24 protein-coding genes are annotated in these 24,318 nt (G+C 69.6%); 18 read left to right on the plus strand and 6 right to left on the minus strand.

Going from position 1 to position 24,318, the window contains the following annotated elements; genetic code table 11:
- Nucleotides 1–11: 11 nt before the first annotated feature.
- On the minus strand, nucleotides 12–1,544 hold the full coding sequence (locus Q5716_RS10785) for a hypothetical protein (protein WP_305003142.1): 1,533 nt from the start codon (nucleotides 1,542–1,544) through the stop codon (nucleotides 12–14).
- Nucleotides 1,545–1,652: 108 nt separating this feature from the next.
- On the opposite strand from Q5716_RS10785, the gene Q5716_RS10790 reads away from it, so the two are divergent.
- Genes Q5716_RS10790 through Q5716_RS10800 form a run of 3 tightly spaced genes read left to right on the plus strand, consistent with a single transcriptional unit; the run spans nucleotide 1,653 to nucleotide 3,720 of the window.
- Nucleotides 1,653–2,033, plus strand: a complete 381-nt coding sequence (locus Q5716_RS10790) for a RidA family protein (RefSeq protein ID WP_305003143.1) — start codon at nucleotides 1,653–1,655, stop codon at nucleotides 2,031–2,033.
- Complete coding sequence (locus tag Q5716_RS10795) at nucleotides 2,030–2,881, plus strand: 3-hydroxyacyl-CoA dehydrogenase family protein (protein ID WP_305003144.1); 852 nt, start codon at nucleotides 2,030–2,032, stop codon at nucleotides 2,879–2,881. The genes Q5716_RS10790 and Q5716_RS10795 overlap by 4 nt, the downstream gene beginning before the upstream one ends.
- Nucleotides 2,878–3,720, plus strand: coding sequence for a fumarylacetoacetate hydrolase family protein (locus Q5716_RS10800; RefSeq protein WP_305003145.1), 843 nt, complete (start codon nucleotides 2,878–2,880; stop codon nucleotides 3,718–3,720). Before Q5716_RS10795 ends, Q5716_RS10800 begins: the two co-directional genes overlap by 4 nt.
- Nucleotides 3,721–3,768: 48 nt before the next feature.
- Here Q5716_RS10800 and Q5716_RS10805 read toward each other — a convergent pair whose 3' ends face one another.
- Nucleotides 3,769–5,478 (minus strand): GH39 family glycosyl hydrolase, encoded by a 1,710-nt coding sequence (locus Q5716_RS10805; RefSeq protein WP_305003146.1) that lies wholly within the window; start codon nucleotides 5,476–5,478, stop codon nucleotides 3,769–3,771.
- 106 nt (nucleotides 5,479–5,584) lie between these two features.
- On the opposite strand from Q5716_RS10805, the gene Q5716_RS10810 reads away from it, so the two are divergent.
- Complete coding sequence (locus Q5716_RS10810; protein WP_305003147.1) at nucleotides 5,585–6,316, plus strand: CoA transferase subunit A; 732 nt, start codon at nucleotides 5,585–5,587, stop codon at nucleotides 6,314–6,316.
- 2 nt (nucleotides 6,317–6,318) lie between these two features.
- Nucleotides 6,319–6,957, plus strand: coding sequence for a CoA transferase subunit B (locus Q5716_RS10815; RefSeq protein WP_305003148.1), 639 nt, complete (start codon nucleotides 6,319–6,321; stop codon nucleotides 6,955–6,957).
- Between the two features lie 158 nt (nucleotides 6,958–7,115).
- On the opposite strand, the gene Q5716_RS10820 is transcribed toward Q5716_RS10815, so the two are convergent.
- Entirely contained in the window at nucleotides 7,116–7,532 is a 417-nt protein-coding gene (locus Q5716_RS10820) for a VOC family protein (RefSeq protein ID WP_305003149.1), read from the minus strand.
- Nucleotides 7,533–7,629: 97 nt separating this feature from the next.
- Between Q5716_RS10820 and Q5716_RS10825 the strand changes: the two genes are divergently transcribed.
- The gene (locus Q5716_RS10825) at nucleotides 7,630–8,586 is read left to right on the plus strand and encodes a helix-turn-helix transcriptional regulator (protein WP_305003150.1); all 957 of its coding nucleotides are present in this window, start codon (nucleotides 7,630–7,632) and stop codon (nucleotides 8,584–8,586) included.
- A 5-nt stretch (nucleotides 8,587–8,591) separates the two neighbouring features.
- Nucleotides 8,592–9,389, plus strand: a complete 798-nt coding sequence (locus Q5716_RS10830) for an alpha/beta fold hydrolase (RefSeq protein WP_305003151.1) — start codon at nucleotides 8,592–8,594, stop codon at nucleotides 9,387–9,389.
- On the opposite strand, the gene Q5716_RS10835 is transcribed toward Q5716_RS10830, so the two are convergent.
- Nucleotides 9,376–9,825 carry a cytochrome C5 gene (locus Q5716_RS10835; RefSeq protein WP_305003152.1) on the minus strand — a complete coding sequence of 150 codons (450 nt, stop codon included), beginning with the start codon at nucleotides 9,823–9,825 and terminating at the stop codon, nucleotides 9,376–9,378. The two genes, Q5716_RS10830 and Q5716_RS10835, sit on opposite strands and share 14 nt — an antisense overlap.
- Nucleotides 9,826–9,914: 89 nt before the next feature.
- Here Q5716_RS10835 and Q5716_RS10840 point away from each other — a divergent pair, with 89 nt between their 5' ends.
- Nucleotides 9,915–10,208 (plus strand): hypothetical protein, encoded by a 294-nt coding sequence (locus tag Q5716_RS10840; protein ID WP_305003153.1) that lies wholly within the window; start codon nucleotides 9,915–9,917, stop codon nucleotides 10,206–10,208.
- Here the strand turns inward: Q5716_RS10840 and Q5716_RS10845 are convergent.
- Nucleotides 10,205–10,393: a hypothetical protein gene (locus Q5716_RS10845; protein ID WP_305003154.1), complete on the minus strand. Its 189-nt coding sequence runs from the start codon at nucleotides 10,391–10,393 to the stop codon at nucleotides 10,205–10,207. The two genes, Q5716_RS10840 and Q5716_RS10845, sit on opposite strands and share 4 nt — an antisense overlap.
- A 102-nt stretch (nucleotides 10,394–10,495) precedes the next feature.
- On the opposite strand from Q5716_RS10845, the gene Q5716_RS10850 reads away from it, so the two are divergent.
- The 10 genes from Q5716_RS10850 to Q5716_RS10895 all read left to right on the plus strand — a co-directional run bounded on the left by Q5716_RS10850 (nucleotide 10,496) and on the right by Q5716_RS10895 (nucleotide 23,230).
- Nucleotides 10,496–11,509: a LacI family DNA-binding transcriptional regulator gene (locus Q5716_RS10850; protein ID WP_305003155.1), complete on the plus strand. Its 1,014-nt coding sequence runs from the start codon at nucleotides 10,496–10,498 to the stop codon at nucleotides 11,507–11,509.
- 128 nt (nucleotides 11,510–11,637) lie between these two features.
- The gene (locus Q5716_RS10855) at nucleotides 11,638–12,894 is read left to right on the plus strand and encodes an ABC transporter substrate-binding protein (protein WP_305003156.1); all 1,257 of its coding nucleotides are present in this window, start codon (nucleotides 11,638–11,640) and stop codon (nucleotides 12,892–12,894) included.
- 62 nt (nucleotides 12,895–12,956) lie between these two features.
- Nucleotides 12,957–13,898, plus strand: a complete 942-nt coding sequence (locus Q5716_RS10860; RefSeq protein WP_305003157.1) for a carbohydrate ABC transporter permease — start codon at nucleotides 12,957–12,959, stop codon at nucleotides 13,896–13,898.
- Nucleotides 13,895–14,740, plus strand: a complete 846-nt coding sequence (locus Q5716_RS10865) for a carbohydrate ABC transporter permease (protein WP_305003158.1) — start codon at nucleotides 13,895–13,897, stop codon at nucleotides 14,738–14,740. Before Q5716_RS10860 ends, Q5716_RS10865 begins: the two co-directional genes overlap by 4 nt.
- Nucleotides 14,737–16,002 carry a family 1 glycosylhydrolase gene (locus Q5716_RS10870; protein ID WP_305003159.1) on the plus strand — a complete coding sequence of 422 codons (1,266 nt, stop codon included), beginning with the start codon at nucleotides 14,737–14,739 and terminating at the stop codon, nucleotides 16,000–16,002. The genes Q5716_RS10865 and Q5716_RS10870 overlap by 4 nt, the downstream gene beginning before the upstream one ends.
- Nucleotides 15,999–17,513 (plus strand): arabinosylfuranosidase ArfA, encoded by a 1,515-nt coding sequence (gene arfA, locus Q5716_RS10875; RefSeq protein WP_305003160.1) that lies wholly within the window; start codon nucleotides 15,999–16,001, stop codon nucleotides 17,511–17,513. The genes Q5716_RS10870 and arfA overlap by 4 nt, the downstream gene beginning before the upstream one ends.
- A gap of 63 nt (nucleotides 17,514–17,576) precedes the next feature.
- Nucleotides 17,577–18,617: an iron-containing redox enzyme family protein gene (locus tag Q5716_RS10880; RefSeq protein WP_305003161.1), complete on the plus strand. Its 1,041-nt coding sequence runs from the start codon at nucleotides 17,577–17,579 to the stop codon at nucleotides 18,615–18,617.
- Nucleotides 18,614–18,820 carry a CDGSH iron-sulfur domain-containing protein gene (locus Q5716_RS10885; RefSeq protein WP_305003162.1) on the plus strand — a complete coding sequence of 69 codons (207 nt, stop codon included), beginning with the start codon at nucleotides 18,614–18,616 and terminating at the stop codon, nucleotides 18,818–18,820. The genes Q5716_RS10880 and Q5716_RS10885 overlap by 4 nt, the downstream gene beginning before the upstream one ends.
- Before the next feature lie 67 nt (nucleotides 18,821–18,887).
- Nucleotides 18,888–19,853 carry a DMT family transporter gene (locus Q5716_RS10890; protein WP_305003163.1) on the plus strand — a complete coding sequence of 322 codons (966 nt, stop codon included), beginning with the start codon at nucleotides 18,888–18,890 and terminating at the stop codon, nucleotides 19,851–19,853.
- 203 nt (nucleotides 19,854–20,056) lie between these two features.
- Nucleotides 20,057–23,230 (plus strand): IPT/TIG domain-containing protein, encoded by a 3,174-nt coding sequence (locus Q5716_RS10895; protein WP_305003164.1) that lies wholly within the window; start codon nucleotides 20,057–20,059, stop codon nucleotides 23,228–23,230.
- 161 nt (nucleotides 23,231–23,391) lie between these two features.
- Here Q5716_RS10895 and Q5716_RS10900 read toward each other — a convergent pair whose 3' ends face one another.
- The gene (locus Q5716_RS10900; protein ID WP_305003165.1) at nucleotides 23,392–24,294 is read right to left on the minus strand and encodes a DMT family transporter; all 903 of its coding nucleotides are present in this window, start codon (nucleotides 24,292–24,294) and stop codon (nucleotides 23,392–23,394) included.
- Between the last annotated feature and the right edge of the window lie 24 nt (nucleotides 24,295–24,318).

The following is a 24,318-nucleotide window of genomic DNA, read 5'->3' on the forward strand; positions in this document are numbered from 1 at the left end:
TTCGCAATGGATCAGGGGTGGTCGTGGTCTGCGGTCGCCCAGACGAACCAGGAGGCGTGCTCCTGGTTGCCGAGGTCGTTGGTCCCGGTTCGGTTGTACTGCTCGGCGAATTGGCTGCCCGGCGAGCGGTCCACGAGAAAGCGCGCAATCCGTTCGAGGCGCTCGTGGTCGCCGGTGGTGCGGAGGTAGGCGATCTCCCACGCCAGCCCCTTGCCGATCACGCTGTCGTCGTCGTCCTGCACGTTGAGCATCTCGAGCCCGTCCCAGTCGGACGAGGCGACCCGGCGGTAGCGCTCGACGGTGCGGCGGAGGATGCCGTCGTCGGTCGCGAACCATCCCGCCGCGACGGGGGCGAGGCTCACCCACGAGAACCCGTCGATGCGGCGCCGGCCCAGAGGCAGCCACAGGAGCTCGACATAAGTCGAACCGAATCCCGCGTCGACGACGAGGTGCTCGTGGATGGCCGCGGCCAGCGCGTCGGCCTGCTCGCGAGCGGCCCGGCGCAGGTCGGGCCTCGAGGCGAGCGCGCTCAGCTCGTGGAAGGCCTGCGAGGCGAAGACGTTCGTCACGAGGTCGATCGTGGTGAGGTAGTGGCTGCGACGACTGTGCTCGAGATTCGGGTTGATGATGAGGCCCGTCGCGTCGTCGCGGTCATCGACGGCGGCGAGGAGGCGGCGGATCACCCCGTCGATTTCTCGGCCGTCGAGCGCGGCGGTGCGTGCGTGGGCGAGGGCGTTCATGGCATCGGCATCGGGTTGGACCGTGCGCACCGCCCCGGTCGTCGAGAGCGCGGACAGCGCGGTACCGGGCGCGAGGGCGGCGGGCTCCTCGTCGAGCGTGAGGCTCGCGTGCACGCCGGTAGTGACCCAGCCGCCGAGATTCAGCCGCAGCTGCTCTGCCGGCCGGTCGGTGGCCCCCGGGGTGCGGCTCGCCCCCCATCGCACTTCTCCCAGGGCCCCTTCGGTGCGCAGCTCGAGCCGGTACTCCGCCTCCGGCTCGAGGATCAACGATTCGGGGAGCTCGAGGGCGAGCCATCCGGTCGTGGAGGCCGCGGTCAGCGGCGCCGCCAGGGGGATGCTCGCGCCGTCGCGGTGCAGCCGAGCGATCGCCATGCCAGCGCGCAGGTTGCCGGACAGGGCAACGAGGATCCGGCGGGGACTCGGCCCCGCTCCGGTCCGGAACGACTGGGCGGCGACGGCCTTGACTCCCGCGACTTCGAGGAAGGTGCTCGGATCGACCCAGGGCTGGATGTCGCCCGGGCGTGCGCTGACCACTCGTGGCGGCGGGCACACGTGGGCGACGCGATCGTCGGCGAACAGGTCGGTGTAGTCCAGGATGCGGCGGGCGAGGTCCGTCCGGCCGATCGCGAGCATCGCGATCGCCTGGATCGAGGCGTCTCGGGTGAACATGCCCGAGTAAGCCCCGCTGAGCGAAGTGGGCGCGTAGCCCCACTCGTCGACCCGCGACTCGAGAGAGGCCGCCGTCGAGCGGATGAGAGAGCGGAGAGGCGACTTCCCGCCGTGCCTGGCGTATGACTGCTCCACCGATTCCCTCTGAGTCTCCCGTTACTTCATGGTCGCGGGCATCCACATCCGCGGCAAGAAGGCTACTACTTTATAAACCGGTTTGTCTATCATGTCCCTGGAGGAGAAATGACCATACCTATCATCGTCGGCCGAACCGCCGAGGCCCCGGCACCCGCCGGCCCGTACTCGCAAAGCGTCCGAATCGGATCACTCATCATGTGCTCGGGGCAAGCCGGATTCCTGCCCGACGGCACGCTGGCCAACGGGATCGAGGAGCAAACCCGTCAGACCTTCCGCAACCTGCTCGTGACGCTTGCCGCGGCGGGCGGCGTGCCGGAACGCGTCGGACACGTGCGGGTCTACCTCACCGATACCGCCCACTTCGGCATCCTCAACGACGTATACCGCGAGTTCTTCAGCGAGCCCTATCCCGCGCGCACCACGGTCTACGTGGGTCTGCCCGCGGGGCTCCTCGTCGAGGCCGACCTTCTCGCCGAAGCCTCATGAGCGCCCCGTATCCCGCATCGGTCCTCGTCATCGGGCTCGGGACCATGGGTCGCGGAATCGTCCGCGCACTCCGGGGCACCGTGACCGATCTGAGGTCGTTCGACGAGGCTCCCGTCACCGATGAACCCGGCGCCCGTCGCTACAACGACTTGGCGGACGCCGCACGCGGAGTGGACATCATCATCGAGGCGATCGTCGAGGACCTGTCGGCCAAGCGGACGCTCCTCCGCTACCTCGAGGGCATTGTGCCCGAAGCGATCATCGCCTCCACCACATCGACCTTCCTGCCCTCCGGTCTCGCAACCTCGCCCGCCCAACGCCGTCGACTGCTCCTCGCCCACTTCTTCAACCCCGCCGACGTCGTCCCCCTTGTCGAGGTCGTCCCGGCCGAGTCGACCGATCGCGACGCCGTGGAGACGGTAATCAGGATGCTGCGCGCCACGGGCAAGTCGGTAGTGCGGCTCCAGCGAGAGGTGGACGGTCTCGTCGCCAACCGGTTGCAGGCCGCCCTCATCCGCGAGGCGATGCACCTCCGGGCGCGCGGAGTCGCATCAGCGGAGGACATCGACCGGGTGCTCACTACGGGTCTCGGTCCACGCTGGTCCGCGGCGGGGTGCTTCGAAGTGATGGATCAGGGCGGGCTCGATGTGTGGGCCCGAGTGCTGCGCAGGCTCGTGCCCGACCTTGCGAGCGGCCACGAGTGCGCCGACGAGGTCGACGAACTCGTTCTCCGCGGACAGCTCGGGGTCAAGTCCGGAAGGGGCTTCGCCTCGCACGACTCCGACGCTGCCGAGCGGTACCGCCACGCCGTCGAGGGAGCGTTCGGAGCCCGGCGGGATGACTCGTGAGGCTGGCTCGGCTGGGAGCCGTTGGCGAGGAGATCCCGGTAGCGCTCGTTGACGGCATTGCGTTCGACCTTCGGCCCGTCACTTCCGACATCGATGCGGCCTTCTGGCGGGAGCGGGGCGCCCGGCGGGTGCGGGATGCGCTCGACCGGGGCATCCTCGCTCCACTGCCCGGTGCCGCAGGATTGCGCATCGGCGCCCCCCTCGCTCGGCCGGGCGTCGTCGTGTGCATCGGGATGAATTACGCCGCCCACGCGGCCGAGTCGGGATCACCGCCCCCTGAGCTGCCCGTCATGTTCCTCAAACCGCCGAACACGATCGGTGGCCCCTTCGACGACGTCCCCCTCCCGCGCCGAGCGACCCGGACGGACTGGGAGGTGGAACTCGGCGTCGTCATCGGCGCGAGCGCCCACTCGCTCGACACCGACGAGGACGCTCTCTCGTGCGTCGCCGGGTACGTGCTGGCCAATGACGTATCCGAGCGGCGCTTCCAGCTCGAGGAGTCCGGCGGTCAGTGGTCCAAGGGGAAAGCGGCCCCCGGATTCACCCCGCTGGGCCCCTGGGTCACCACGTCCGACGAGTTCGATCCGAGCGAAGTCGGGCTGCGCAGCTGGGTCAACGGCTCGCCTCGGCAGGACAGCCGGTCGAGCGACATGGTCTTCGGAATCGCGGCCCTCGTTCGACACCTCAGCCAGTACATGAGGCTCGATCCGGGCGACGTGGTGCTCACCGGAACCCCCGAGGGAGTCGCCCTGTCCGGGCGGTTCCCCTATCTGACCGCGGGGGATGTCTGCGCCGTCGAGATCGACGGACTGGGGCGCCAGGAGCACCGGTTCGTGTAACCGGCGATGCCGGTGGAGGGATGCGTCCGCTCCCTCCACCGGCCCGTGCTACGGGATCGGGGTGACCCCCGTCACCTTGAAGAGCGCCACGCCCTGAGGCGGCATGGTCACCGTGATCTTCGCCGTCGTCGACGTGAAGGTCACGTTGCTCGACGCCGACAGCTCATTCAGAGCCGACAGTGACGCGTAGGTGCTCTTCTGGCTGTTCCAGTAGCTCGCCGCCGCCGGGGTGGTGAGCACATCCGGCAGCAGCCAGTTGTACAACGAGGCGCCCACTCGATAGTCCGAAGCCCCGTAGCCCTGGGCGGCGCGGTTGGCGGCCCAGGTGGGGAAGAAGTTCGAGTGGGTGTCGTCGATGAGGAACTTCGTCGCCACCGGCGAGGAGTTCGCGATATTGGTGAGGTTGACCTCGACGGTTTCGGAGCTCGTCGACGTCGGGCTGTTGTTCCGGTTGAACACCATGACGTAGAGCGTGTCCGTTGACGCGTCGTAGCCTGAGTAGGAGCCGACCTGGTTGGTGTTGTCGGACGGTGTTCCCGCATAGCTCACAGCGAGCTGCTGGGAACCGGACATCCGCTTGACGAGCTTGCCGAGGTTCGTGACGGTGGGGTTGACGATGACGGGCTCGGAGTACGAGTACACGCCATCAGTGCTGAGTCCCCAACGGCCCCACCACGACAGGTCGTAGTCCGTGGCCAACTGGTACCGCCAAGCGTGCAACGCGGACTGGAAGCTCGTCGACAGGTCGCCGTTGGGGTCGCCGTCAGGCGCGAACATGCTGCCCTCGTCGATACCGATCTCGAGGCCGTTCAAGCCCACCGCATCGATCTTCGCTCGCAGGGTGGCCAGCGTGTTCGCGAAGTTGGTGAGGCTCGTGGGCGAATTGTCGTAGAACGAGATGCTCATGTAGTCCATCGGGGACCCGGTGCCGCCCGTGGCGTAGTTCGTGCCTGTCGTCACGTGGTCGAGCAGTTCGCGGTAATCCCAGAACCCGCCGATGTTGCCCTGGGCGTGCGCGCCGATCTTGACGTTGCCCGCGCCGAGCTCATCCTCGAGAGCCTTGGCGGACCAGTCGTACAGCTTGAAGTAGGCGACCTTCGTGCTCGCTGCAGTCCCATCCGGGTGCTCGAACTGGTCGCGGTTGTCGTACTCGGTGAGCACCCCCCAGCGCCAGCTGCGCACCTCGGTCGCGCCGAACTCGGTCACGGCCCGACTCACGAGCGCGCGCAGGTAGTTGTAGTACGTGGTGTAGTTGGCTGGCGGCGCGGTGTTCGTTCCGAACACGCCGATCTTCGGCGAGGACGAGTACTTGATCGGCTGGCTGCCGATCTTCAGGTACGGTGTCAGGCCGCTCCGGACGATGTTGTCGAGGCCCGTCATGATGCTGTCGAAGTCGTAGTCCGTCATCGTCGACGTATCGGTGGGGTCCACGAACGGGTCGCGCGCGGGACCGCACGTGATGGGATTCGTGTAGCCCGTGTAGCACCCGCCCGTGATGAAGAGGAGCTGCACCTCCTCGAGCTCCGGGTAGTAGGTCGAGTAGTAGCTCGAGGAGATGCTCGAGGCGCCGGTAGACCACCAGTGGTCGTTGCTCCACGCCAGGAGGTTGGAGAACGTGTTCTCGTACGTCTTGCCCGAGGTCCGCAGGTCCACCGTGAATGTGGGCCCAGGGAGGGCTTGGGATGCGATCGGCGTGAGCGCCAGCGTCCCTGTCAGTAGTAGCGCGCCGGCGACCATGCCGGCCCTCTTCAGCTTCATCCACTTGCCCCTTCATGTCTCGGGCCCGCTCGTCGAGCCCGTCGCGGGGAATTTATCGAACCGGTTAAGTTAAAGTCAATGCACTGAGACGAAAGGGAGTGCGCAGATGACCTCGAGGGTGAGGGCGATCCGCCACGCGGGTTCCGGCAAGATCAGCGACGACGCAGACACCGCCCTCGCCGGCGTACTCAAGGACGGGATCACTATCGCCGTCGGCGGATTCGGGCTCAGCGGCATCCCTCAAGACCTCATCGACGCCGTCCGCCGGTCCGGCGTCCGGGAGCTGACGATCGTCTCCAACAACATGGGCATCGACGGCGTGGGGCTCGGCGTGCTTCTCGATAGCGGCCAGGTGCGCCGAGTCGTCGCGTCGTACGTCGGGGAGAACCGCAGATTCGCGCAGTCCTACCTCGACGGCAGTCTCGAGGTTGAATTCTCGCCGCAGGGCACGCTCGCCGAGCGATTACGAGCGGGCGGGGCGGGAATCGCAGGCTTCTACACCCGCGCGGGCGTCGGCACCTCCTGGGCGGCTGGAAAGCCGACGATGGAGTTCGACGGGCGTGCCCACGTTCTCGAGCGAGGCATCGTCGCTGACCTCGCCCTCGTGCACGCACATCGCGGAGACCGAGAGGGCAACCTGGCCTACCGCGCGACCGCCCGCAACTTCAATCCGCTCGTCGCCACGGCGGGCCGAGTCACCGTGGCCGAAGTCGAAGTGCTCGAGGGTGCGTTCCTCGACCCCGATTCCGTCGTCACCCCGGGCGTCTTCGTCCAGCGGGTGATCCGCACCAGTCGCCACAAGCACATCGAGAAGACGACTACTCGGAGCAGGAGCTGACGATGGGGTGGTCTCGGGATGAGATGGCGGCCATCGCGGCACGGGAGCTGAGGGACGGTGACTACGTCAACCTGGGGATCGGCATCCCGACGCTCGTCGCCAACCACGTGCCCTCGGGCATCCGGGTCACCCTGCACAGCGAGAACGGGCTCCTCGGGATGGGCCCGTTCCCGTGGGAGGGCGAGGAAGACCCAGACCTCATCAACGCGGGCAAGCAGACGGTTACCACTCTCCCGGGAGCGAGCTTCTTCGACTCGGCCACTTCCTTCGCCATGATCCGCGGCGGTCACATCGACCAGGCAATTCTCGGGGCGTTGCAGGTCTCGGGCGGCGGGGATCTCGCCAACTGGACCGTACCGGGTGCCATGGTCAAGGGCATGGGCGGTGCCATGGACCTGGTGGTGGGCGCCGGTCGCGTCATCGTCCTCACGGAGCACGTGGCCAAGGACGGCAGTCCCAAGGTCGTCGCCGAGTGCACGCTCCCGCTCACCGGGGTTGCCTGCGTCGACCGCATCATCACTGATCTCGCCGTATTCGATGTCACCGAGTCCGGTCTGCGCCTGTGCGCGCTGGGCCCCGGCGTTACGGTGGATGCTGTGCGGAGCGTGACGGGTGCCCCGTTCGTGACCGACCTTGCTTGAGACCGCCGTCGGCCGCAGCCCGTGCTCTCGGGCGCATGGCCGCCACGCTCGCCGACATCCGCGCGCTCGTCGCGAGGGAGGCGTGGCGGGTCCAGGCTCCGAAGTACCTCCGGCGCGAGTGGGAGGCCGCCGCTAGGTGACGGCGGCCCCGCACTCGGCTACCAGCTCGCCTCGAGGTCGAGCACCCACGTGACGCCGAAGCGGTCTCGGAGCATCCCGTACAGCGGCGACCACGCCGCGGGCGCGATCGGCACGACGACCTCGCCTCCCTCGGCGAGGCCCTCGAAGTAGCGCGTGAGCTCCGTGGCGTCGGTGCCGCGAACGGACACGAATACCGGGATGACGCCGGCCTCGTAAGCCGTGTGGGAGGGCACGTCGTAGGCCATGACCCGGAAGCCCTCCTCGGAGGCGACCTGACCCCACATGATCCAGTCGGCCTCGGTCGGTTCGGAGACGTTGTGGGCGTCCGCGTAGGTGAGCGCTGCGAGCTCTCCGCCGAAGACGCTCCGGTAGAAGTCGAGCGCCGCGCGGGCGTCGCCGCGGAAGTTCAGATGGGTGGTCGTGGTGATGGTCATGACTGCTCCTTGTCGGGCCGCGCCTCGTGCGCGTCGAGCACCACTGTTCCGCCAGTAGCGGTCAGATCGTGTCCTCCACTTCGCGTAGCCTCGGGCCATGACCACACCGACCTCACGACTGCTCCGGATGCTCTCGCTCCTGCAGACTCGGCGGGACTGGTCCGGTGCCGCCCTCGCCGAGCGGCTCGGCACGAGCGCCCGCACCGTGAGGCGCGACGTCGACCGGCTCCGAGACCTCGGCTACTCGATCCGGGCGGTGAAGGGGCCCGACGGCGGCTACCGCCTCGAGCCCGGGTCGACCGTTCCCCCGTTGCTGTTCGACGACGAGCAGGTCGTCGCGATCGCGGTGGCCCTGCGCGCCGCGTCCGTCGCCGGGGCGGGCGTCGAGGAGCCCGCGCTCCGAGCGCTCGGCGCGCTGCGGCAGGTGCTGCCCGAGCGGGTACGGCATCGGCTGGATTCACTGGAGGTCACGACGATGGGGCCGGCCGGGGCATCCGTTGATGCGACCGTGCTCGTTGCTGTCTCCGAGGCGATCCGCGCGAGCGAGGTGCTGCGCTTCGACTACGGCGAAGTTAGGGATGCTCGTGCCCCGCGCCGCGCCGAACCGTACTCCCTTGTCACAACGGGCGGCCGCTGGTACCTCGTCGCGTGGGACCTGGAGCACGACGAGTGGCGCATCTTCCGGGCCGACCGCATCACGCCGAAGTCCGCCCGCGGCGCGCGGTTCGCCCGGCGCGACCTGCCCGGCGGGGATGTCCGTGCCTTCGTGACGGCGCGGTTCCGGGGCTCGACGACGCCCGAGTGGCCGTGCCGCGGCAGCGTCGTGCTCGACCTGCCCGCGCGCGAGGTCGCCCCGTTCGTCAGCGGCGGCGACGGCGTCGTGGAGGCGATCGGCGAGCGGAGGTGCCGCGTCGAACTCGCGTCATGGTCGTGGGCGGGACTCGCGGCGTCCTTCGCCCGCTTCGACGCACCCCTCAGCGACCCTCGACCGGTCGCGCTCGCCGAGGCGTTCGCCACCCTGGCCGAGCGGGCCGCGCGCGCCGCTCTAGGCTGAACACCATGCTCCTCGACGTCACTGGCGCACCGCTCGCGGTCATCGTGTTCGATCCGGCCGCCACCACCGAGCACCGCGGCGACGCCCTCCTCGTGCACGGGTTCACCGGCAGCAAGGATGACTTCGCGCCCCTCGGACCGCTGCTCGCGCAGCGCGGGTACCGCGTCGTGACCTTCGACAACCGAGGCCAGCACGAGTCGTCGCACTCCGCCGACGAGGCCGCCTACCGCGTGCCCGCGCTCGCCGCGGACACCGCAGCGCTCGCCGACGCGCTCGGCATCGAGCGACCGCACCTGCTCGGCCACTCCTTCGGCGGGCTCATCGCCCAGCGTGCCGTGGTCGACGACCCCGGGCGCTGGGCGTCGCTCACGCTGCTGTGCAGCGGCCCGGGCGCGAACCCCCGCCGTGGCAACTACGAGGCGATCATCGCCGAGGTGGGATCGAAGACGATGGCGGAGAGCTGGATCGGCGACCGGGAGGCCTGGGCCCGCGGCGAAGCCGACCCCGAGATGCTCAAGCGGCGCTGGCTCGCAACCGACCCGCGCTCCCTCGAGGTCCACGCGCGCGAGCTCATGACCGCCCCGTCGCTCGTCGCCGAGGCGGCGGCGACCGGCATCCCCGCCCACGTCGCCTTCGGTGTGACGGACGACGCGTGGCCGCAGGAGCTCCAGCGCGAGATGGCCGCGGACCTGGATGCCCGGCTCACGGTCATCCCGGATGCCGGCCACTGCCCGAACACGGAGAACCCGGCACTGACGGCCGACGTGCTCGCCGACTTCTGGGACTCGGTCAGTCCTCGCTGATCGGGTCGACCGAGAGGTCGTCGACGGCGAAGTCCTCGTCGAGCTGGACGCGGATCGCCGAGTCGGGGAACTGGCGCGGCGCCGAGAACGACAGGAGCGTCGCATCCGGGAACACAGCGATGGTCGAGATGGCCAGGTCGGCCCGGAGGTCCACCGGCTCGGCGACCTCGTCGTCGCCGACCGCGTCTTCGATCTCGGCGGCGACCTCGTCGATGATCGCGGTCCACTCGCTCTCGGTGATGTCGAGGATGCGCGAGACCGCGGCCACGAGGGCCGCCGGGTGGGCCGGCTCGTCGTCCGGATCGACGACGACGTCGACATCCGCGACCGCTGCAGCGAGGTGGGCGCGACCGGTCACCGCACCATCGCGCGCCTCGGGCGATTCGAGAAGTCCGCTCTCTCGGATCGCAGCGAGCAGGTGGCCGGAGTCGCTCATGCTCCGAGCCTACCCGCGCCGCCTGTCAACCCCTCGTTCCTCCGCGGAGCCCGACGTAGCGTCGAGCACACCACGAAGGAGGAAGACACATGATGAAGTCACGAGGGCTGCTGCTTCTCGGAGCGCTCGCAGGGATCGTGTTCGCGATGACGCCCCAGGGGCGCAAGGTGATCGACGATGTGAAGGACAAGGCGCTCGACGCGTGGGGGCGGCCGGACGTTCAGCGGCGCGTGAGCGACGTGCAGTCGACGGTCCGCAAGAACGTGCCCGTCGTCGGCGAGACGCTCGCCGACGCGGTCGACCGGGTCAAGCCGTCGAGCGCCGGCAGCTCAGGTGGCTCGGGCGGCTCGGGCGACGAGGGACTCGCGGGCGCGACGTCCTAGCGCTCGAGCTCACCCGTCCGGGCGTTCTCCGCGACGGTGCCGATCGCGACCGCGAGGGTGAGCCCCCAGCTGACCCACATCGCGATGAGGCGCCAGTCCCGGGGACCCCGGCGGGTGGCCTGGATGACTCCGACCGCTCCGAACAGCGAGCCGAGCACGTTCGAGGAGAAGATGTACTTGCGCATGCCTCGACCCTAGGGCCGGGGCATCCGTACGCGCAGGGGGTTGCCAGTCGGGCGCGCAGCGCGTAGCGCTCATGGGGTTACAACGTTGCTAGTCTGACCACCATGACGGTCACCCTCCGCGATGTCGCCGACCTGGCGGGCGTCTCGTTCAAGACGGTCTCCAACGTCATCAACAATCATCCGCACGTCGCCGCCGACACCCGCGCCAAGGTGGAGAGCGCGATCGAGCGGCTGGGCTATCGGCCCAACCGCTCGGCGCGAAGCCTCCGATCGGGCCGGACGGGCGCGATCGGCCTCGCCGTGCCGGAGCTCAGCCTCGCCTACTTCGCCGAACTCGCCGACGCGGTGATCACCGTCGCCGAGGAGCGGGAGACCGTGGTGCTCATCGAGCAGACCGGGGGAGACCCTCGCCGCGAACTCGAGGCCCTGCACGGTGCGCGACGGCAGATGACCGACGGCTTGCTCTTCAGCCCTCTTGGCCTCGGAAACGAGGATGCGGGCGTCCTGGCCGTCGACTTCCCGCTTGTCCTGCTCGGCGAGCGGATCTTCGACGGCCCCGTCGACCACGTGACGATGGAGAACGTGGATGCCGCGCGGGCCGCGACGGAGCACCTCCTGGCCGGGGGCCGTCGTCGTATCGCGGTGATCGGCGCCCACGAGGGCGAGGTCATCGGCTCGGCCGGGCTGCGCTTGAGCGGGTACCGGTCGGCGATCGAGGCGGCGGGCATCCCGTACGACGATGCGCTCGTCGTGGATGCCGGCCCGTGGCACCGACGCAACGGGGCGGAGGCGATGCGCCGACTGCTCGACCGCGGGGTGAGCTTCGACGCCGTTTTCGCGCTCAACGACGAGCTCGCCCTCGGCGCGTTGCGCGTGCTGCGGGAGCGGGAGTTCCGAGTGCCGGAGCAGGTGGCTATCATCGGCTTCGACGACGTGGACGAGGCGCAGTACTCGCTGCCGAGCCTGACGACCGTCGACCCCGGTCGGCGCGAGATCGCTCGCCTTGCGGTGGATCTGCTGCTCGAGCGCATCCAGGGCGCCGACACGCGGCCGCCGCAGCAGATCCGCTCGCACTTCGGCATCGTCGCGCGCGAGTCCACCGACCCGCTGGCGTGACCGCGACTTGACAACCGCGCACACAGCGCGTTTACTGTCGGTGTTACAACGTTGTAAATCGGGCCGACGCAGCGCGCGCAGACGCCCATGCAGACACCGAAGTCCCGCATGAACAAAGGACCCACACCATGACACGCACTCCCCTCGCGGCCGTCGCGGCTCTCGCCGTCGCCGGCCTCGCGCTCGCTGGCTGCTCGGCCGGCGACACCCCGAGCGACGGCCCCGTCGAGCTCACGTTCTGGCACGGCTACACCGAGGCCGACGGCGACGTGCTGCAGGGCATCGTCGACGACTTCAACGCGAGCCAGGACGACGTCGTCGTCACCACGGAGATCAACACCTGGGATGTCATCGACGACACCCTGCTCCCCGCGCTCTCCTCGAAGACCGGTCCCGACCTCGTCGCGATGCCGGCCGAGCGCTTCCCGGCGTACGCCTCGAAGAAGGCCTTCGTCGACCTCACCGACTTCTACGCGGACCCCGCCAACAACGCGGAGGACGTCGTCGAGGGCGCCAAGGAGATGACGGTCGTCGATGGCACGAGCTACGGCATCCCGATCGGATTCGTCCCGCTCGCCATCTACTTCGACAAGGCGGCCTTCGAGGCCGCGGGCATCGCTGAGGCGCCGACCGACTGGGCTGGCTGGGTCGAGGCCGCGAAGAAGCTCACCGTGGACGAGAACGGCGACGGCACTCCCGAGCGCTACGGCGTCGTGATCCCTGACCACGCGACGGTCGGCAACGGCGTGTGGCCCTCGCTGCTGTGGGGCGGGGGCGGCGACATCGTCTCCGACGGCTCAGCGGTCATCGATTCGCCGGAGAACGCCGACACGCTCGCCTTCTGGCACCAGGCGATCGCCGTCGACAAGATCTCGCCGACCGGTGTCGACGGCATCGAGGCCGACAGCGTGTTCAGCTCGGGCAAGGCCGCGATGACCTTCGGCGGACCCTGGATGACATTCATCGCCGCAGATGCAGGCATCGACTACGGAATCGCGCCGATCCCGGCGGGCCCGGAGGCCCAGGCGGCGTCCGCGATCGGACTCACCCTGTCGGTGACCGACCAGGGCGACCAGGCGAAGATCGACGCGGCGGAGAAGTTCCTGGCGTACTTCCTCGATGATGACAACTCCGTGGCGTGGTCGCTCGGCTCGGGCTGGCCTCCGCTGCGCTCGAGCATCCCGGCCGACGCGGTCGCCGAGAACCCGACCGTCGCCACGCTCTCGCAGTACACGTCGTTCACGCGGCCGCTGCTCGCCGGTGTCGTCAACAGCACCGATGTGCTGGCGGCCCTCGACGAGCTCACCCAGCGGGCGATGGCGGGCGACGACATCGCGTCGCTGCTGCAGGATGCCCAGGCCAAGGTCGAGTCCGCGCTCGAGTAGCACGATCCCACCGGCCGGGGGCGGCTGTCCATGAGCCGCCCCCGGCCCTACCTTCAGGAACCATGACTGCAACCCCAGCGCGGGCCTACCGCCCGCCCGCTCCCCTCGGCGGTCGACGAGGGTCAGCCGCCGGGCGACGCCGGAGCCTCACCGCTCTCGCGTTCCTCGCGCCGGCGCTCGTCATCCTCGGCGCGTTCGTCGCATGGCCGATGATCTCGGCCTTCCGTCTCTCCTTCACCGATGCGAGCGGGTTCGGCGCCGAGGAGTTCGTCGGACTCGACAACTACGTCCGGGTGTTCACCGACCCGGATATCCGCGACGCCGTGCTCAACACGCTCTGGTACACCGTGCTCTTCACGCCGACCGCCGTGATCAGCGCGCTCCTGCTCGCGCTCGTGCTCAACAGCCCCAATCTGCCGTTCCGCGGGTTCTTCCGCACGGCCCTCTTCCTGCCCTTCATCGTCTCGCTCGCGGTCGGCGCGTTCGCCTGGTCGTATCTGCTCGACCCTCGACTGGGGCTCCTCAACTACTGGCTGCAGGGTCTCGGCGTGCAGCTCGGCGACGTGCTGGAGGACCCGTCGCTCGCCATGCCGGCCGTCGCCCTCGTCGCGGTCTGGAAGAACTTCGGGTTCTACATGGTCATCTTCCTCGCGGGGCTTCAGGACATCCCCGCCTCGCTCTACGAGGCAGCCAAAGTCGACGGGGCCGGTCCCCTCCGCCGCTTCGCCAACATCACGGTGCCCCTCCTCTCCAACACGTTCGCCTTCGTGCTGACCTTCGCGCTCATCGCCTCGTTCCAGGCTTTCGACCAGATCTACGTCATGACCGGGGGAGGCCCCTACGGTCACACCCAGACGATTGTCATGGAGATCTACGAGTCCGGCTTCCGCAAGCTCGAGCTCGGGTTCGCCTCAGCGCTCTCCTACGTGCTCCTGATCGGCACGCTGCTGCTGAGCCTCGTGCAGTTCGTGTTCTTCGGGCGGCGAGAGGAGGATCTCACGTGAGCGGCACGCTCGCCGCGCGCCGGCGCATCCGTCCCGGCTCGATCGCCGCCCTGCTCGGGATGCTCGTCGTCACCGCGCTCGTGCTGCTGCCCATCGCGATCATCGTGCTCACCGCGTTCAAGCCGAACGCCGAGGTCAACGCCTACCCGCCGACGCTCGCGCCGACGAACTGGACGCTCGACAACCTCGGGCGAATCGTGACCGAGCTGCCCTTCGGTCGACTGGCGATCAACAGCGTGATCTTCGCCGGCGGGGTCACGCTATTCGCGCTCGTCTTCGACTCGCTCGCCGCATATGCTCTGGCGCGCATAGACTTCCGCGGCCGCAAGGTGCTGCTCATCGCCATCATCGCGAGTCTCATGATCCCCTTCCAGGCCACGCTCATCCCCGTCTATCAGCTCGTTGCGGAGCTCGGGTGGATCAACACGTTTGCGGGTCTCATAGCCCCCCGCGCGGCCGACGCGTTCGGCATATTCCTCCTGCGGCAATTCTTCCTCGCGCTTCCCCTCGACCTCGACAACGCGGCGCGCATCGACGGCGCGAGCGAGTTCCGCATCTTCCGCAGCATCGTTCTGCCGAACGCGGTCCCCGCACTGATGACGCTCGGCGTCTTCACGTTCGTCAACAACTGGAACGATCTGCTCTGGCCGCTCGTGTTCACGAATCAGGCGGAGATGGGCACCATCACCTCGGGCCTGACCCTCCTCACCGGGCCGGGCGGGATCATCCCTTACGGCGTCATGATGGCGGGCTCCCTCATAGCGGTGCTCCCGCTCGTGGTGGGCTTCCTCTTCGTACAGCGCCGCTTCATCGACAACATCGCGACGACGGGACTCAAATGACCGGCGACAAATGGTTCCGAGACGGTGCCCTGCATTTCGCCCTGGGCATCGAGGACACCTTCGTGCCGCAGGGAGGCCCCGGCGAGCGGCCGATCGACGAGTACGAGCTGACCGAGCACTACCGGTTCTTCAGCGACGACCTCCGCCTCGCGGCCGAGTCGGGTGCCGGGATGCTCCGCTGGGGCATCCCGTGGCACCGGGTCAACCCGGAACCGGGCTGCTTCGACTGGTCGTGGCTCGATGCCGTGTTCGCGCGCTTCGCCGAGCTCGAGCTGCGGCCCGTCGTCGACCTGCTCCACTACGGCACGCCTGTGTGGCTCGATCGCCAGTTCGCGAACCCGGACTACCCGCAGCGCGTCGCCGAATACGGGGTCGCGGTCGCGGAGCGCTACGCCGACACGGTGACCGACTACACCCCGGTGAACGAGCCGATGATCCATGCCTTGTTCAGCGGTCAGTACGCGTACTGGCCGCCCTACCTCTCGGGGGCCCCGGGGCTCGTGACGATGAGTACGCAGCTCGCGCGCGGGTTCCAGCTCACGCAGCGCGGCATCGCCGAGGTGCTCGGCGACCGGGCGACCTTCGTGCACGTCGATGCGGGGATGCGTTACGACGGGCACGAGTCTCGCGCTGCCGAGATCGAGCACTTGCGCGAGCAGGTGTGGCTCGTCGAGGATCTCGCGACGGGGCGCGGCGGGCCGGAGCATCCGCTCGCCCGCTTCCTCGCCGAGAACGGCGCGACCGACGATGTGCTCGAGCAGCTGCGGCGGGGCGCTGTGCAGCCCGACGTCGTCGGCGTGAACTACTACCCGCGCCACTCCACCGAGCTGCTGCTGGAGGGGCAGCGGCACGGGGGCGGGTTCGCCGACCCCCGACCCGTGCGGGACGACGGCACCGCAGGGCTGGAGGAGCTGCTGCGCGCGGCGGCCGCCCGGTACGGAGCTCCCGTCGCGCTCACCGAGACGTGCGTCACGGGCTCCGTTGAGGAGCGGGCGGAGTGGCTGGATGACTCCGTCGCGTGCATCGACCGCCTGCGCGCCGAGGGTGTCGACGTCGTCGCCTACACGTGGTGGCCGTTGTTCGACATGTACGAGTGGACGTGGCGCCACTCGGAGAACCCCCGGGCCGACCACCAGCTCACCATGGGCCTCTACTCGCTCGAGGAGACGTCGGACGGGCTCACCCGGGTCCCCACTCCCCTCGTCGATCGCTTCCGCCGCCACGCCCGCGGCATCCACCCCACCTTCGAAGGACACGCATGAGCACCGCGAGACTGACCGTCGACCCGGCGTCGACGATCGGCGCTATCCGCCGCCGCCTCTTCGGCGGCTTCGTCGAGCACCTGGGCCGCCACATCTACGACGGCATCTTCGAGCCCGGTCATCCGACGGCAGGGGAGGACGGCTTCCGCCGGGATGTGGTCGAGCTCGTGCGCGAGCTCGGGGTGAGCACCATTCGCTACCCGGGGGGCAACTTCGTGTCCGCGTTCAAGTGGGAGGACTCGGTGGGTCCGCGCGAGCAGCGCCCTCGGCGCCTCGACCCGGCGTGGCACTCGACCGAGACGAACCAGGTGGGCCTCCACGAGTTCGCCGACTGGCTCGACCTCGTCGGAAGCGACCTGATGCTCGCGGTCAACCTCGGCACTCGGGGGATCGCCGAGGCGATCGAGCTCCTCGAGTACACGAACATCCCCGGTGGTACCGAGCTCTCGGAGCGTCGGCGCGCGAACGGTCGCGACGAGCCTTTCGCCGTCGACATGTGGTGCCTCGGCAACGAGATGGACGGACCCTGGCAGGTCGGCCACCGCTCGGCCGACGACTACGGAAAGCTCGCCGCGCAGACGGCGCGCGCGATGAGCCTCATCGACGACAGTCTGAAGTTCGTCGTGTGCGGGTCGTCGAGCGCCTCGATGCCGACCTTCGGCGAGTGGGAGCGCGTGGTTCTCACGCACGCCTACGACGAGGTCGACTACATCTCCTGCCACGCCTACTACGAGGAGAAGGACGGCGACGTCGCGAGCTTCCTCGCCTCGGGCGTCGACATGGACCGGTTCATCGAGGTCGTTGTCGCGACGGCCGACCACGTGGGGGCGGTGCGCGGCAGTGACAAGAAGATCGACATCTCGTTCGACGAGTGGAACGTCTGGTACCAGTCGCGGTTCGAGAACGTCGAGAAGATCCAGGGCATCGACAACTGGCCGGTCGCGCCGCGACTGCTCGAGGACCGCTACTCGGTGACCGACGCCGTCGTCTTCGGGGGACTCCTCATCTCGCTGCTCAAGCACGCCGACCGCGTCTCCAGCGCCTCGCTCGCCCAGCTCGTGAACGCGATCGCACCGATCATGACGGAGCCCGGCGGCATCGCGTGGCGGCAGACCACGTTCTTCCCGTTCTCCCTCGCGTCCCGCCTCGCCCGCGGTGAGGCGGTTCGAGTGGCCGTCGCGAGCGAGCCGGTCGAGACCGCCCGGTACGGCTCGGTGCCGTCGATCGACGCGGTCGCGACGCGGGATGGCTCGGCCGCCGCCCTCTTCGTGCAGCACCGCGGCACCGCCGAGCCCGTCGAGCTCGAGGTCGACCTGAGCGCGTGGGGCGAGGTCGCCGTCACCGAGGCCTCCGTCCTGTGGGACGAGGACCGACACGCTGCCAACGACCTGGAGACCCCCGAGCGGGTAGGCATGCGCCCGCTCGGGACGAGCGTCGTCGACGGGATGCTGCGTGTCACCCTTCCCCCGCTCTCGTGGGCGGCGATCGGCCTGTCGACGACCTCGGGCTAGCCCGGCCCGACGGGGCTGTCAACCACCTCCCCGCTCGCGGTTCGCCGGGTTAGCGTCGGCCGTATGACGATGATCGCCGATGCCCCGCCCGCCGCCGACCTTCGACCGCAGGCGCGAGGCCCCGTGTCGGAGCGGCTCATCCAGGTGCTCACCGGCTCGCCCGACGACGGTGCTGCATGGGCCGATCTCGCTCGCGCCGCGGCGCGCATCTCACCCGATGCGCTGCGCGACGACGATCTCCAACTGTCGCTGTTCCTCCTCTACGGACTCCACTACGGCCCGGCGGAGTGGGTGCGGGGGGAGTGGGAGTGGCACCCCGAGCTGCTCTCCGGCCGCGCGGCGCTCGAGGAGCGGTTCGAGGGGGACCTCCGCGCCCAGGTGCCGGTGCCCGACGAGCAGCAGGGGGCGGCGGGCATCCCGGATCTGCTGTTCCGCATGACGGGTGTGCAGTCGGGGCCGAGCCTGTCGCGCCACCTCGCGAAGAAGGCGACGCGCGAGCAGGCCGTGGAGTCGCTCATCCAGCGCTCGATCTACACGCTCAAGGAGGCGGACCCGCACTCGTGGGCGATTCCGCGCCTCTCCGGGCGGGCGAAGGTCGCGCTCGTCGAGATCCAGTCGGACGAGTACGGCGCGGGCAGGCCGGCGCGGATGCACCAGTCGATCTTCGCGAGGGCGATGGATGCCGCGGGGCTCGACTCCCGGTACGGCGCCTACGTCGACGTGGTGCCCGCCCTCACCCTCGCGTCGCTCAACCTCATGTCGTTGCTCGGCCTGCACCGCCGCCTGCGCGGGGCGATCGTCGGCCACCTCGCCGCCTACGAGATGACCTCGTCGATCCCGTGCCGCAAGTACGCGGACGGCTTCCGTCGGCTCGGGTTCGCCGAGGAGGTCGTGGACTACTTCGAGGAGCACGTCGAGGCCGACGCGGTGCACGAGCAGATCGCGGGCCGCGACCTGGCCGGCGGGCTCGCCGAGGACGACCCGGAGACCATCCCCGACATCGTGTTCGGTGCGGCGGCGTGCCTCCACGTCGACGGGCTCGTGGGGGAGCACATGCTCGCCGCGTGGGAGCGCGGCGAGTCGTCCCTGCGGACGCCGGCGTGACGGGCGCGGCGTCGGGGGTGCCGGTGACGATCACGCCGTGCCCGAACGGACCGCTCCTGGTGCGCGGGGACTTCCGACTCGACGACGGCTCGGAGCCGCACCGGCGCACCGTCGCGCTGTGCCGGTGCGGGGTCTCGACGATCAAGCCGTACTGCGACGGCACGCACAAGCTCGTCGGGTTCCGCACCGAGGACGAGGGCTAGCGGCCACCCGTCGTCGGACTCCTGCCAATCTGCGCCGCGCGTCGGCGGGCGGGTCCAGAATGATCGGATGACTCGCCGTGGCCTCATCCTGTTCCTCGCCCTCGGCGTCGCGTGGGGCATCCCGTACCTGTTCATCAAGGTCGCGGTGAGCGAGCTCGAGCCCGCGATGGTCGTGCTCGGCCGCTCGGCGCTCGCCGCGATCCTTCTCCTGCCGCTCGCGCTGTACCGCAAGCAGGTGCTGCCGGTGCTGAGGCGCTGGCGACCGGTGCTCATCTACACCGTCGTCGAGATCATCGTGCCGTGGTACTTCTTGAGCTCGGCGGAGCAGCGGCTCCCGAGCTCGACGGCGGGCCTCCTCATCGCGGCGGTGCCGCTCGCGGGGGTCGGCATCGCGTTCCTCATGGGCCGTCCCGCGAAGCTCACGGGAGGCAACTGGCTCGGCATCGTCGTCGGGATGCTCGGCGTCGCCGCCCTCGTGGGGCTCGACGTCGCGGGCTCCGACCTGATCGCGGTCGCCGAGATCGCGGTGGTCGTCGTCGGCTACGCGCTCGGGCCGGCGATCCTGTCGCGCTGGATGCCGGACCTCCCCGGTGTCGGCATCACCGCGGTGTCCCTCGCCCTCGCCGCCGTGGTCTACGTTCCCGTCGTGCTGCTCTCCGGCGGCTGGCCGACCGCGATGCCGTCGACGGAGGTCGTGGTCGCGGTCGTCGTGCTGGCGGTGGTCTGCAGTGCCCTGGCCTTCGTGCTGCTCGTGGCGCTCGTCTCCGAGATCGGTCCGGTGCGCGCGACCGCGATCACGTACGTGAACCCTGCGGTGGCGATCCTGGCCGGCGTGCTGTTTCTCGGCGAGCGGGTTACCGTGTGGACGATCGTGGGCTTCGCGCTCGTGCTCGCCGGTTCGTACCTCGTGACCCGGCGGAGGCCGGATCCGATCGCGACGGCGGTGCCGACGCACCCCGAGGCCGCGCCGGTCGATGTCGCCCACGGAGTACAGGGTGACGATGGCGAGGGTGCGACACGTCCCGCGAAGTGAGGCGGATTTTTATAGCGCACTCGGACGCGCCGTGTCTAGGGGTACCGATTGCGCGATCCCGCGGTTTAGCGTGAGGGCAGGTTGAGGATCCGTATGCCTGAGTCACCGAGGCCCGACCAGCCTCCGGGGGGAAGTTAGGGCCCCCCGAGCCCGACTCGGTCAGTCAGCCAAATAACCGCTGTTCGTTATTTGGGGGATTCGCAATGTCGCGTTCACGATCTGTTCGACCTGCCCGTTTCGGGCTCCGGGCCCTCGCCGCTCTCGCGGCAGGACTCCTCGCCTCGTTCACCACGGGGGTGATCGCCGTTCAGGCGGCCCCCGGTGACGAGTCCCACGCCACCGGCACCTACCTCTCGGGCTCGCTCCTGAACTCGCTCACTCCGACTCAGCTCGCGGAGATCGGGTCGGCCGCCGCCGACAACGACGGAACCCAGGCGACGCAGACTGAGAACAACGCTCTCAATGCGACGGTTCTGCAGTCGCTCGCGATCGACATCGGCGGCGGTCTGCAGATCCCGCTGAACGTCGCCGACGCGGGGGCGCTGACGTCCTTCGCCCAGGCAGAGGCCGACGGCTCGTCCGTCGGAGCATCCGGACTCGTCGCGAGCGACGGCGCCATCGGAGTCGGCGAAGTCGACCCCGGGGATGTTCCCAGCCCCATGACCCTCGACCTGTCCGACGTCCTCGGCGCGACCTTCGCCGCGGAGCTCGCGAACCTCACCCTCGCGCTCGAAGCGACGAGCGCGAGCGCCACGGCCGACAACGGCGGCACCCCCGTCGGCGACTACGAGATCGCGGGTTCGACGCTCACCATCAACTCGAACACGGTCGCAGGACTCTCCGACGAGATCGGGCTCCTCCTCGACGCGGTCGAGTCCGACGTGAACGACCTCACCGGGCCCGACGGCTCCCTCGTCGACGGCGTTTTCGACGTCGCGGACAGCGTCTTCGGCCTCCTCGGACTGGGCACGGCGGATGCCTCGATCACCGTCGACCTCGACACCGTGGTCGCCCCGTACCTCGGCACCCTCGACGCGGGCAGCGGCATCAGCCTCGACCTCACCACGGGCGACATCATCGTCGACCTCGAGGTGCTCAACGGCGGCACGCTCAACGACCTCGACCCGAACACGAACATCCTCACGAGCACACAGCTGTCGGCGATCACGACCGCGATCTCGACGCGACTCGGGCTGCTGGCGGATGACATCGAGACGGCCGTCGAGACCGCGCTCGGGGCGGCGACGGTCGACGTCGACGTCGACCTCACGATCGACCTCGGTGTCGGGTTCGTCCCGCTCGCCAACGTCAGCGTCGGCGGCACCATCGACGAGATCCTCGCCGGCGACGGGACGTACACGGTCACCGCACTCGGAGCGGTGCCGGTCGGCGGCCTCACCGAAGCGCTCCTCGAGCCCGCCGTGCAGGACCTGCTCGACCCGCTGCTCGACGACACGACCGGCACGATCGCTACTCTCGTCGCCGACCTTCAGACGGAGGTCGTCGACCCCGTGCTCGAGGGCGTCAACCCGCTGCTGCTGCTCCTCGACGACGTGCTGCTCCTCACGGTCAACAACCAGGACCCGGAGCCCCCGGTCGCGGAGCAGTTGTTCACCGAGACGGCGTTCCGACTGCAGCTGCTGCCTGAGGCATCCGGCCCGCTGGGCGAGGCGCTCGAGCTCACTGTCGCCTCGGCGAGCGTCGGTCCCAACGTCGTCGCGGCCGCGGTGCCCTCGATCTCGGGAATCGACCCCGACAACGGTCCGGAGTCCGGCGGCACGGTCGTGACCGTCACCGGCACCGGATTCACGGGAGCGACCGGGGTCACGTTCGACGGCACGCCCGGCACCGTGTTCTCGGTCGACAGCGACACGCAGATCACGGTCACGAGCCCGCCGCACGCGCCCGCGACCGTGGATGTCGTGGTCGTGCATCCCGACGGCAATTCGGAGCCGGCCGACTTCACGTACACGCCGCTCGTGTCGGTGACCGACATCGACCCGAACTTCGGGCCCACCGAGGGCGGCACACCTGTCACGATCACCGGCACGTGCTTCACCGGGGCGACCGGGGTCACCTTCGACGGAGTCGCGGGCACGAGCTTCGTGGTCGTCAACGACACGACGATCACCGTGGTGAGCCCGCCCCACGCGGAGGGCGCGGTCGACGTCGTGGTCCAGGGCAGCCTCGCGTGCGGTGGCGACGAGACGGTGCCCGACGGCTTCACCTACGTCGCCGACGACGCTCCCGTCATCACCGGGCTGACGCCCGACAACGGCCCGGAGTCGGGCGGCACCGTGGTGACGATCACCGGCACCGGCTTCACCGGTGCCACCGGGGTCACCTTCGACGGCATCGCCGGCACCGTGTTCTCCGTCGACAGCGACACCCAGATCACGGTCACGAGCCCGCCGCACGCCCCCGGCCTGGTCGGCGTGATCGTGCTCCACCCGGACGGGAACTCCGGCCCGGAGGACTTCACGTACACGCCGCTCGTCTCGGTCACCGAGATCGACCCCGACTTCGGTCCGGAGGCCGGCGGCACGGACGTGACGATCACCGGGACGTGCTTCACCGGTGCGACGGGAGTGCTGTTCGACGGGGTCCCGGGCACGAGCTTCGTGGTGGTGAACGACACGACGATCACCGTCGTCACCCCGCCCGGAACCCCCGGGTTCGTGGATGTCACGATCCTCGGCTCCGTCTCGTGCGGCGGCAACGAGGTCGTGCCGGACGGCTTCGAGTACATCGCGGACGACGCCCCGGTCATCCTGAGCCTCGTCCCTGACTCGGGACCGCACACGGGCGGGACCGCGGTGCTCGTCTCGGGCAGCGGGTTCACCGGTGCGACGGGAGTGACGTTCGACGGGGTGGCCGCGCTCAACGTCGTTGTCGTCGACGACGAGACGATCACGCTCATCACGCCGCCGGGAGAGGTCGGACCCGCCGAGGTGCGAGTGCTGCACCCCAACGGCAACTCGGCGCCGCTCACCTTCACCTATCTGCCGGCGACGAGCATCGACGACGTCGACCCGGACCACGGTCCCGAGTCGGGCAACACGATCGTCACGATCACCGGCTCGTGCTTCACGGGCGCGACGGGAGTGTTCTTCGGCACGACCCCGGCGCTCGAGTTCGAGGTGATCGACGACTCCACCATCGTCGCCGTCGCGCCGCCGGGGACGGGCATCGTCGACGTGACGGTGGTGGGGACCGAGGAGTGCGGTGACGACACCCTCGATGACGGTTACCGCTACATCCCCGCGGGCCTCGCGCTCACGGGCCTGATGACGACGCTCCCGGCGCTCGGGGGAGCCCTCGGCCTCGTCATCCTCGGCCTCGTGCTCGCCCTGACCCGCAGGAGCCGGGAGGCCTAATCCCGGCGTCCCCCGGTGGGGAGCCTCCGCGACGGGCTCCCCACCGCCTTCGTTGCCGACCCGTCTCACCCTGTTTCTCAGGAATACGCCCCTGCGGAGTGGATTATCCCGCCCGCGGCATATTCCTGAGAAACAGGGTGGGGCGCGGCGTCAGGGCGCCGTCAGGCAGTGGGGGCCCGCAGGCGCACCCGCACCGCGATCCCGGCGCACAGGATGACCGCCGCCCCGCCGAGCAGGGTGGACAGCGTCACCGGCTCGCCGAGCAGCAGTGCAGCCCACATGATGCTCAGCACGGGCTGCACGAGCTGCACCTGGCTGACCTGCGCGATCGGTCCGATCGCGAGACCCCGGTACCAGGCGAAGAACCCGAGGAACATGCTCACCGCGGCGAGGTACGCAAACGCCGCCCACTCGACCGGGGTGGCGCTCGGCGGGCGCACGGCGGCCGAGACCGCCGTGAGCACGGCCATGACGGGGGAGGCGAGCACGAGCGCCCACGAGACCGTCTGCCACGAGCCGAGCTCGCGGGAGAGCATCCCGCCCTCGGCGTAGCCGACCGCGGCCGCGACGACCGCACCGAACAGGAGCAGGTCGGCGAGGTGCAGTCCGCCGAAGCCGCCGCCCTGGATCGAGGCGAACACCACCGCCGCGACAGCGCCCACCCCGGCGAGCACCCAGAACGCGGGCGGCGGATGCTCCCGCCCGCGGATCACGGCGACGATCGCCGTCGTCGCCGGGAGGAGGGCGATGACGACGGCGCCGTGACTCGCCGGAACGCTCACGAGCGCGAACGAGGTCAGCAGCGGGAAGCCCGCGACGACGCCGCCCGCGATGACGGCCAGCCGCAGCCACTGGCGACCGCGCGGCAGCGGCTGCCGGGTGATGACGAGGGCGAGCGCGGCGAGCACGGCGGCGACCACAGCGCGGCCGGCGCCGATGAACAGCGGGTCGAGTCCTGCGACGGCGATGCGCGTCAGCGGCACGGTGAAGGAGAACGCGAGCACCCCGAGGAAGCCCCAGAGGAGCCCGGAGCGCGCGGGCGTTCCGGGAAGGGTGGAGGGCATCCCCCGAATCTAGGCAGCCGGCGC

Origin of the sequence: Antiquaquibacter soli (genome assembly GCF_030580675.1) — a bacterium.
Taxonomy (GTDB): domain Bacteria; phylum Actinomycetota; class Actinomycetes; order Actinomycetales; family Microbacteriaceae; genus Rhodoglobus; species Rhodoglobus soli.